At 33.4% G+C, this 9,655-nt stretch carries 7 protein-coding genes; 2 read left to right on the top strand and 5 right to left on the bottom strand.

Annotation, left to right across the window (positions count from 1 at the left end; all coding sequences use genetic code 11):
* Positions 1–142: 142 nt before the first annotated feature.
* Positions 143–1,132 carry an NAD-dependent epimerase/dehydratase family protein gene (locus tag VFS71_RS16680; RefSeq protein ID WP_326402709.1) on the bottom strand — a complete coding sequence of 330 codons (990 nt, stop codon included), beginning with the start codon at positions 1,130–1,132 and terminating at the stop codon, positions 143–145.
* Between the two features lie 139 nt (positions 1,133–1,271).
* On the opposite strand from VFS71_RS16680, the gene tyrS reads away from it, so the two are divergent.
* A complete protein-coding gene (gene tyrS, locus VFS71_RS16675; RefSeq protein WP_326402708.1) occupies positions 1,272–2,570 on the top strand; it encodes a tyrosine--tRNA ligase in 1,299 nt (432 codons plus the stop codon).
* Between the two features lie 5 nt (positions 2,571–2,575).
* Here tyrS and VFS71_RS16670 read toward each other — a convergent pair whose 3' ends face one another.
* From VFS71_RS16670 to VFS71_RS16655, 4 genes are all read right to left on the bottom strand, one after another.
* A complete protein-coding gene (locus VFS71_RS16670; RefSeq protein ID WP_326402707.1) occupies positions 2,576–3,556 on the bottom strand; it encodes an acyl transferase in 981 nt (326 codons plus the stop codon).
* A 287-nt stretch (positions 3,557–3,843) separates the two neighbouring features.
* Complete coding sequence (locus tag VFS71_RS16665) at positions 3,844–4,182, bottom strand: T9SS type A sorting domain-containing protein (protein WP_326402705.1); 339 nt, start codon at positions 4,180–4,182, stop codon at positions 3,844–3,846.
* A 96-nt stretch (positions 4,183–4,278) separates the two neighbouring features.
* Complete coding sequence (locus VFS71_RS16660; RefSeq protein ID WP_326402702.1) at positions 4,279–5,694, bottom strand: hypothetical protein; 1,416 nt, start codon at positions 5,692–5,694, stop codon at positions 4,279–4,281.
* Positions 5,695–5,884: 190 nt separating this feature from the next.
* Positions 5,885–8,677 (bottom strand): TonB-dependent receptor, encoded by a 2,793-nt coding sequence (locus tag VFS71_RS16655; RefSeq protein WP_326402700.1) that lies wholly within the window; start codon positions 8,675–8,677, stop codon positions 5,885–5,887.
* 235 nt (positions 8,678–8,912) lie between these two features.
* Between VFS71_RS16655 and VFS71_RS16650 the strand changes: the two genes are divergently transcribed.
* Entirely contained in the window at positions 8,913–9,596 is a 684-nt protein-coding gene (locus tag VFS71_RS16650) for a response regulator transcription factor (protein ID WP_111409632.1), read from the top strand.
* The last annotated feature ends 59 nt before the right edge of the window (positions 9,597–9,655 follow it).

Here is a 9,655-nt window from a genome sequence, read left to right as displayed (position 1 = left end):
TGCCGCATTAAAAAAAGCAAAAGCTAAGAAAGTACAGGATTCTATAAAAAATGCAAAGAAAGTCAAGGATTTGAAAATCAAAAAAGAGAAAGATTCAATTGCTCAAAAGAAGCAAGAGAAAAAAGCTGAAAAATAGAGGTTGTTACAAATTTGTAATTTCCTTAATATAACTATGAACGTCTATGAATGTAATATTCAAGGCGTTTTTTATTTTTTCATTGGAATATAAATCGGTTGTGTAAGAAGATCTTGCGGAGGCTTTGCTCAGTTGTCTTTTTTGACCAAAAATATTGGAAGCAAGCCAATCCAGTTTTGATAAAGTATTCATTATAAAGGGAGATGCATGGTATTTTGGTCTTTTGACTTTTAAAGCATCGGCAATGGAATAGAGGAAGTCTTGAAAAACGATATTCTGACTTATTAAAGTATAACGTTCACCATGAATGGGACTTTTCATCAGTTGATGCATTATAGTCACCACATCTGACACAGCTACAAAACCTGTTAATCCTTTGGTGTAAAAAGGTAGTCCGTTTTTTACTTTTGTGAAAAGTTCACCACTTCCTTGGTTCCAAAATCCTGGACCAATAATGACGCCGGGATTTACAATTACTACTTGAAGTCCTTCTTGCTGGGCGCGCCATATTTCCATTTCGGCACCATATTTTGAAATCGCATAATCACTATGCGGTTTTTCGGGATTCCATTCGGTTTCTTCGGTAATAATGGATTCATGTTCCGCTAAGTCTCCAAGGGCTGCTATGGAACTCACGTGGCAAAGTTTTTTGATATTATTAGCCAAACAAAAGTTGACAATGTTTGCTGTCCCTTCGATATTGATTTTTCGAACGAGTTCTTCTTCTTTTGGGTCAAAGGAAATCATCGCCGCACAATGATATACTTGTTCTATTTCCTTAAAGGCTTTTTCTAAAGTAGGAATGTCAAGAACATCGCCTTGAACCCATTGGATAGAATCATAAAGGCCATTTTTTTGGTACAATGAAAAAAGAGCTTTTGTTTTCTGGATGCTTTCTAAATTTCTATAGATGGCACGGATATTTTCTCCCTTTTCTAATAGGTGAATTATAAGATGTGCCCCTACTAAGCCTGTTCCTCCTGTGACTAATACCATATTTACAAATATATTATTTAATGTTGATTCGTTAAATCGTTTAAGTGTTTATTTGGTGATTTTTTTTCGATTAACCTATTAAACAAATAAGCAAATCAACATTATATTTTATCTTTGCTCAAAATTGATTATTTTATAGATGAAAAATATTATTTCCGAATTACAATGGCGTGGTTTAGTACACGATATCATGCCAGGGACTGAAGAACAACTTTTAAAAGAAATGACAACTACCTATATTGGATTTGATCCCACATCAGATTCATTGCATATTGGTAGTTTGGTGCCGATTATTTTATTGGTACACCTTAAAAATTTTGGTCACAAACCTATTGCTTTGGTAGGTGGCGCGACAGGAATGATTGGAGATCCTTCCGGAAAATCGGATGAGAGAAATTTATTGGATGAGGCCACTTTAAATCATAATGTTGATGGTATAAAAGGAGTATTGTCTCGTTTTTTGGATTTTAATGATACAGCTGCGAATGCTCCGGTTTTGGTAAATAACTACGATTGGATGAAAGGTTTGTCATTTATTAATTTTGCTCGCGACGTTGGTAAACGTATTACGGTAAATTATATGATGGCTAAAGACTCTGTAAAGAAAAGATTGTCTGGTGAAGGAGAAGGAATGTCATTTACCGAGTTTACTTATCAATTGATTCAAGGGTACGATTTTTATCATTTGCACAAAGAATATAATTGTTTGTTGCAAATGGGAGGCTCGGATCAATGGGGGAATATCACTACAGGAACGGAATTGGTTCGAAGAATGAACGTTGGAGAAGACGCCAAAGCTTTTGCAATGACTTGTCCGTTAATTACTAAAGCCGATGGTTCTAAATTTGGAAAATCCGAAGGTGGAAATGTGTGGTTAACTGCTGATAAAACTTCAGTTTATAAATTTTATCAATTTTGGTTAAACACTACCGATGTTGATGCCGAAAAATATATTAAGATTTTTACTTTCCTAGGAAAAGAAGAAATAGATGCTTTAATTGAAGAGCATAAAGTTGCTCCACATTTAAGAGTTTTACAAAGGAAATTAGCCGAAGAGTTAACAGTTTTTGTTCACTCTGCTGAAGAAATGGATAAAGCGATTAAAGCTTCGAATATTCTTTTTGGTAATGCTACTGCCGATGATTTAAAACAATTGGATGGAGCCACTTTTCTGGAAGTTTTTGACGGAGTGCCACAAGCTGAAATTTCAAAAAGTGATATTGAGGCAGGATTGGATATTGTCCAAGTTTTGAATGAAAAAACAGGATTCTTCAAATCGAATGGTGAGGCAAGAAGAGCTTTGACTGCCAATTCTATTTCGGTTAATAAAGAAAAAGTAAACGAAACGTTTGTGCTTTCTTCAAAAGATTTGATTAATGATCAGTTTGTACTGTTGCAAAGCGGAAAGAAAAATTATTTTGTGGTTAGAATGGTTTAGTGATTTTACACAACCATCAAATTGCAACCTCGGATATCCGAATTATCAAAACGTCCCAATACTTCGAAAGTGGTGTTGGGATATTTTTTGCCTAAATCTTGCGTGGCAATAAATGAACAAGAGTTGATGTTGGCTAGGTCGATAACGTTAATTCCGCCTGTTTTTCCATCGTTTATATATGTCAAAGCATCTTCGGTATCCCGAATATGAATTTGCATCCAAGAAGGGCATTCAAATACGCCATTTCCTAACGAATAAGCTTGTGATAGTAATTCGGTCATGCCGTATTCAGAATGAATCGCAGAAACGCCAAATCCGCTACAAAGCTGTTCGTGCAATTCTTCGCGAATCATTTCTTTGCGTTTTCCTTTCATACCACCAGTTTCCATAATAATGGTGTGCTGCAATTGAAATTGTTGTTTTTCGATTAAATCTAATAAGGCATAGGTAACTCCAATGAGAATTACATTTTGTCCTGCTTTGTCTAAATCAAGCAATTTTTGAATTAATTCGTCATGATTGTTGAGGTAGAACCCACTTTCGCTGTTGTTGGTCAATTGTATTAAATCTTCAACCATATAAATCAATGAGGATCCTTCTCTCTCAAGATAGGAGGGAAGTAGAGCCAAGACAACGTAATCTTCAATATTTCCGTAAAATTGGGAAAAGCCTTTGCGATAACTTTCTTCATAAATGGAAACATCCGTTACCAAATGTCTGCTAGTGATGGTTCCAGTTGTTCCGCTACTGGTAAAAGTTGCCTGAATTGGATTGTTGTTTGAGACAACATTATGGCTTTTGAAAAATTGAATAGGTAAAAAAGGGATTTGATGCAGCGATTTTACTTTTTGTGGATTTGTTTTTAGTAAATCACAAAATTCTTGGTAGACCAAATTGTTTTCATATTGAAATCGGAATACTTTTAACGCTATTTTTTCAAATTGCTTCTGACTCGAAATGGTAAATATGTCGCTGGCTGTAATCAATTTCTTTTTTTTGCAAAGGTATTATTATTTTTTATAACTATTGAGTTCATAGAGAATGGTGAAAAGTATTAGCTATTGCTGTTGTTGAAAATAAAATTAATCTGTGGTAAAATAATTTGGGTAATTTTAAGTTATTATACGATTATAATTATTTGGTAAATCAAGAAATAAAATTTGTTACTTATTAAGATTCATAAATTGCTAAGTTTTAATGTCTGTGGCTTTGAAAGGTTTCAAAAAAAAAGTTCCAATTTTAATTGGAACTTTTATGATTATTTTAATAAAAATTATCTGATTATTAGTTTTCTACTACTTGTTGCATTTTCTTCGATGATTTTAATGATATAAACACCTGGAGAAAGATTAGAAACATTTAGTTCTTTGGTACTAATAGTAGTTTGCAATACTTTTTTACCTAACACGTCAAAAATGATAATTTCTTTTTCTAAGTCGTTTTTTGAAGTAATGTAAACTTTACCATTAGTCACAGGGTTCGGGTACAAATTTAACCCTTCAATGGAAGCGTTATCTTGTGCTTTTGGCTGTTGCTTACTATCTTGAGCAGCTGCAGTAATAGTAAAGAAAATGGCCAATAAAAGAGTAATATAAAAGTAGTTTTTTTTCATTAGCATTTTAAGTTGAGAGTAAATATAACAATAATATTTTATAAAAAAAAATACCTCTCAAGAAATGAGAGGTATTTTAACTAATTCAAAATTTTATTATTTTAATAAAGTATTTCCGTCTACAGTTGACCAAGCACCATTTGTCAATGAAGCTCCTGTTGCAGTAGTACTTGTTACAAATTGTCCAGCAGGAAAATTAACAACAAGTGGTGTTCCAGAAACAGTTGCTCCTAAAATGTTTATTCCAGTGTTTGTAATAGTAACATTGGTCATTTTAATTTTAGATGCATTTACTTGATCTGTATTTGTTGCGGCATCTTGAATTTTACAAGCTGCTGCTGTATAAGTAGTACTTCCCTCAGTATAGTTTGCATATCCATCAATGATGATGTTGCTATAATCTCCATTAGCTTCTTTTTTGAATTGGAAAGCATCAATTTGAACATCACCTGCTACTTCTGGAGTAGTACCTGCTGCTCTTTTTAAAGTAATGTTGGTAACTTTTGGCCAGAATGCATTGTTGTTGTTTGAACATTCAATTTCCATACCGTAGTTTCCTTTTCCAGTTTGATAAGCATACCAGTTACTATTTGCTTGACCTTGCCATCCATCTTGCCAGTCAAAAGCATCATCATAATTACCGTAAGAAATTGCATTAGTCATACTTACAGTTCCTCCGAAAAATTCATATCCGTCATCAGCTCCTTTATAAGAAACTAAGTGGTCTAAAGTTGTTCCTGAACCTACTGAATAAAAAGTAAAACCGTTGTTTTCTTTTGTTCCGTCAGCCAATTTTGCACCAGCATATTCTACTCTAGCATATACTAATGATCCACCATTGTGAGTAGCATTTGTTCCTCCATAAGGTAATGAATTTCCATCTTCAGAAGTTGAAGTTGTTACACCACCAACTGCTTTGATAGGCGCATCACCATACATGATGATTCCTCCCCAAGACCCTGGAGTTTTAGAAGCTTCAGTAAATACAACTGGTTTGTCAGCAGTTCCTTTGATGATTAGTTTACCACCGTTCAAAACCACTAAGGCATTGTCACCTGTAGTTTTGTTACAAGTAATGGTAGAACCTGCTTCAAAAGTTACTGTTACACCTGTGCTTATTTTTACGATACCTTTCAAAGTGTAGTTACCATAAGCATAAGTTTTGTTAGCTGCAAAAGTTCCTGTTATTTCTCCTGTTGCTGCTGGAACGGCAGTTACTGTTACTGTTTTTGTTACTGATGCCGATGCTCCAGAAACTGTATAAGTGATTAAAGATGTACCAACAGATACTGCAGTAATTACACCTGTATTAGCTTCAACTGTTGCTACCGCTGGAGTAGCACTTGTAAAAGTACCTCCTGAAGTTGTACTTGAAAAAGTTGTAGTTGTACCTACAACGATGCTTTCAGTTCCTGATAAAGGAGCTACTGTAATTGGATCTTCATCATTATTACTACATGATGTGATAAATAAGCCTAAAGACATTGCTAAAGCTAAAAATTTTGTTTTCATAGTTTGAGTGTTATTTTTCATAATTTGATATGTCAAAAGTACTTTGTGAGTTCGGAATAGATGTTACCGAATAATTACAAAAAAGTTATTAAAATCGATATTAATTGTGATGTTAATGTTAAGAGATTCTATTGTTTATAAATAAAAAAGCCCCTAATGAATTAGAGGCTTTGTTCGAGCGGGATTGGTGTTAGAATGTGTACCCTAAACTCATTGAGAATTCTACACCTTTCTTGTAGTTACGAATGGTTGCTTCATCCATTAAAGGGGCATTACCATCATTTCCTTGTTTGAATTTTATATTTGGATTTAAAATGTTTTGAGTAGAAAATTTTAAATCTATGTTTTTGGATACTTTACTTCCCCAAACAAAATCCAATTGATTTACTGGTAATTCATATATGTGATCTAAACCTCCTGTACCAATCGCATAAATTCTTTTTCCAAATACGGAGTATACCAATGATAAGGTGTTGCTCCAGTCTGAGTTAAAATTAAATTGATATTTTAAATCAGAATTAATTAAATATTTTGAAGCTCCCTGTAGTTCTCTTTTTTGATGTGTTTCAATAGAAGTAGTAACATTTCCATCAGCATCGGTGAAAGTAGGTTTTACATCTACTTGAGTGTGCATTAATGAAGTGTTGAATCCCCAAGAGAAATTGGCTAAGTTTTCATTTATTCTTCCCAAATCGTATAGGAAATCAAATTCAGCTCCAAATAGTATTGCTTGATCCGAATTTAAATAAGTTGTGATTGTTGTATTGGCTGCATTGGCAATGAAAGTACGTTCTATTGGATCCAAAATTTTCTTTCCAAACAAGCCTACAGAAAAAAGTTCTTTTGCAGAAGGGAATATTTCGTATTTCAAATCTACATTATAGTTTTCGCTATTTAATAAATAAGGATTTCCTCTTGTAGAAGTTCCATCGGCATTGATGTATTCTATTGGGTAGGCTTCCATTATAATAGGCAAAGTGTATGTTTTTGTGGCAGAAAAACGCATGTTTGAAGCGTCTGTAACTTCATATTTTACATTCAATGAAGGCAAGAAATATAAATTATCGTAGGATAATTTTATAAATGGATCGTCGAAAGATCCTTGGGCTCTGTATTGAGTTTCTCTTAAAGTGCTTTCTACACGTAAACCTCCGTTAACTTCCCATTTATTGTCAAAATTGTACAATAGATTTGCATATCCAGCATTCGCTGATTGAAATAATTTGGCTTGCCAAGTAGCGTTAGAGCTTTCTCTAAAAGCAAAAGTGTTATTGGCTAAATAGCTGTTTAATTGGCTGTCAATACTATTGATAGGGCCTGTAAATGTTGGTCCAGTTGTAGGGATTACAAATCGATAGGAAGACTCCATGTTTGATGCATAACCATTGTAGCCTACAGAGAACTTTTTGTTTTTTTCTTCTTTTCCAAATTTATAATTGTACTCTGCCAAGCCTGAATAATAATAATCACTAGTGATGTCTAGATATTGACGAATAAAATTGTTTCCTGCAATTGAGGTAGTGATGTCAGTATCTCCTGATTTTGGTCCAGAAAAAAATTTACGGTCTGGTTGTGCAAATTTTGTAAAAGCATAGGAAACTCCCGCTTTAATATTTTGATCATTATTGTCAGTTAGAGCATATTCCCCTAATAATTGGTTATTCAGATATGCTGTTTCATCCAATTGATTAGTTCTGATTAAAATGTCATTTGTGCTTACGCTAGTATTTGCAATACCAAATTGATCTTGTATTAAACTTTTTGTTGTCTTAATGTAGGTAGTGTTATAAGACAGTTTTAGTTTTTTTGTATTGTAATTTAAACCAACCAATCCTGTAAAAGAAGTTTCATAACTGTAATCAGTGGTAATAAAATTACTGTTGTAAACGTAACCCGATGGATTGTTATTGAAGTTTCTTTGTACTCCATTTGTAATTTTATAATCATTATCGAATGAAAGTGACAACAAATAAGAAAAGCTTTTTTCGTTTTCGAAATCAAATTTTTCTGAATTTAAGAAACCAATGCTCGTGTTTAATGGGCTTTTATTATCGGCAACATTGAAACCACTGTCTTTATAGGCATTCAATGATTGTTCTGGCGTCATGGTTACAGATGCTGGTGAACTTCCTAAAGCAGAAGGGATTTTTCTGTATTTTCCAGTTAATCCAAAAAAACCTTCTGGAGAATCGGCGTTTTCAGCAATTAAAAAATCAGAAAAGCTATTGTTTGTGGTATAACCAATTCCGATGCTTAATTTAGTGATGCTTTTTGATGGCCTTGTTGTTTGAATGTTAAAAGTGCCTCCAGCAAAATCACCGTAAATATTAGTGTTAAACGTTTTGTACACATCAATTACCCCCACAATGTCAGTTGGGAATAAATCCAAAGCAATGTATTTGTTATATGGATTGTTTGAAGGTGTAGCCAAATCATTAATCAATAAATTATTGTAACGGTCTTCCAGTCCACGAACGAATAAACCTCTTGACCCTACTTTTGTGATTCCGGTTATTTTGGTTAAACCTTCTTCGACATCGCTAACTCCTTTTCTGGACATTTCTTGTGCACCTATACTTTGTTTGATTACAACTGCATTTTTTTGTTCCAATAATAATGCTGTTTCTTTTTCGCGTCCGCCACTTGATTTGACAACGACGTCTTTTAGTTTGTAACTTCCGGATCCCAAAGAGCTATTTGCAGTTACAGTTTCATTGGCAACTACTGTTACAGGAACTTCTGTAGTTTCATAACCTACAAAACTAAATTGTACAGTATAATTTCCTGGAGCTATAGCAATTGTGTATTTTCCTTCTACGTCAGTGTTGGTGCCAATTTTTGTTCCTTTTATCTGCACATTGGCAAATGGCAAGGATTGATTATTGGAATCTTTGTCTAATAAAACACCAGTTATTGTTCCCTTGTTTTGTGAGAAACCAATAACACAAATAAACAGTGTAAAGAATAGAAATTTTAATTTCATTTTAAGTAGTATTTAATTTTCTGCAAATAAATGGCAGGATTCTAGTCTTTGTGTTAACATCAAGTTATGAATGGATATCATAATTATTATGAAATCGTTAACATATTAAATTAAGGTTAAGTCCGCTTTTTTAGTATTGATAGTTACCGTTTATTACTACTTTTACATTGCAATAAAAGTCATTGTGTTTAATTAAGAGATAAATACAATAGAAAAACTTAATTTTTGCTATTATATGAAGAAAAGAAACACCAAAATTCTACTGGTTGATGATGAACCAGATATTTTAGAAATTGTAGGCTATAACCTAGCACAAGAAGGATATCAGATTGTTACGGCTGTCAATGGTAAAGATGCTATTGAAAAAGCTAAAAAAGAAATGCCAAGCCTTATCATAATGGATGTTATGATGCCAGAAATGGACGGAATGGAAGCTTGTGAACATATTAGAAGAATACCTGAGTTGAATAATGTTATCATAACATTTTTGACAGCAAGAAGTGAGGATTATTCTCAAGTGGCTGGATTTGATGCCGGTGCCGATGACTATATTACCAAACCAATAAAACCAAAATTATTGGTTAGTAAAGTGAAAGCATTGTTGCGAAGATTGAAAGAACAAGATCAAAACAGCGAAACACTTAATGTAGGCGGAATAGAAATAAACCGTGAGGAATATAAAATTGTAAAGGATAATCTAGAAATTGCCTTGCCAAGAAAAGAATTCGAGTTGTTTTATCTATTAGCTTCAAAACCTGGAAAAGTTTTCAAACGAGAAGAAATACTGGATAAGGTTTGGGGTAATGATGTAGTTGTTGGTGGTAGAACAATCGATGTTCACATTAGAAAACTTCGTGAAAAAATAGGAGATGATCTTTTTAAGACGATAAAAGGAGTAGGGTATAAATTTGAAGTTTAAATAAATGGTACTTTTGATAGATTTTAAGAGTCTTTTCAAATAACCATAATGCGTGTGCT

It is taken from the genome of Flavobacterium sp. (genome assembly GCF_035760125.1).
Classification (GTDB): Bacteria; Bacteroidota; Bacteroidia; order Flavobacteriales; family Flavobacteriaceae; genus Flavobacterium.
This window is presented reverse-complemented; position numbering and strand designations above follow the sequence as displayed.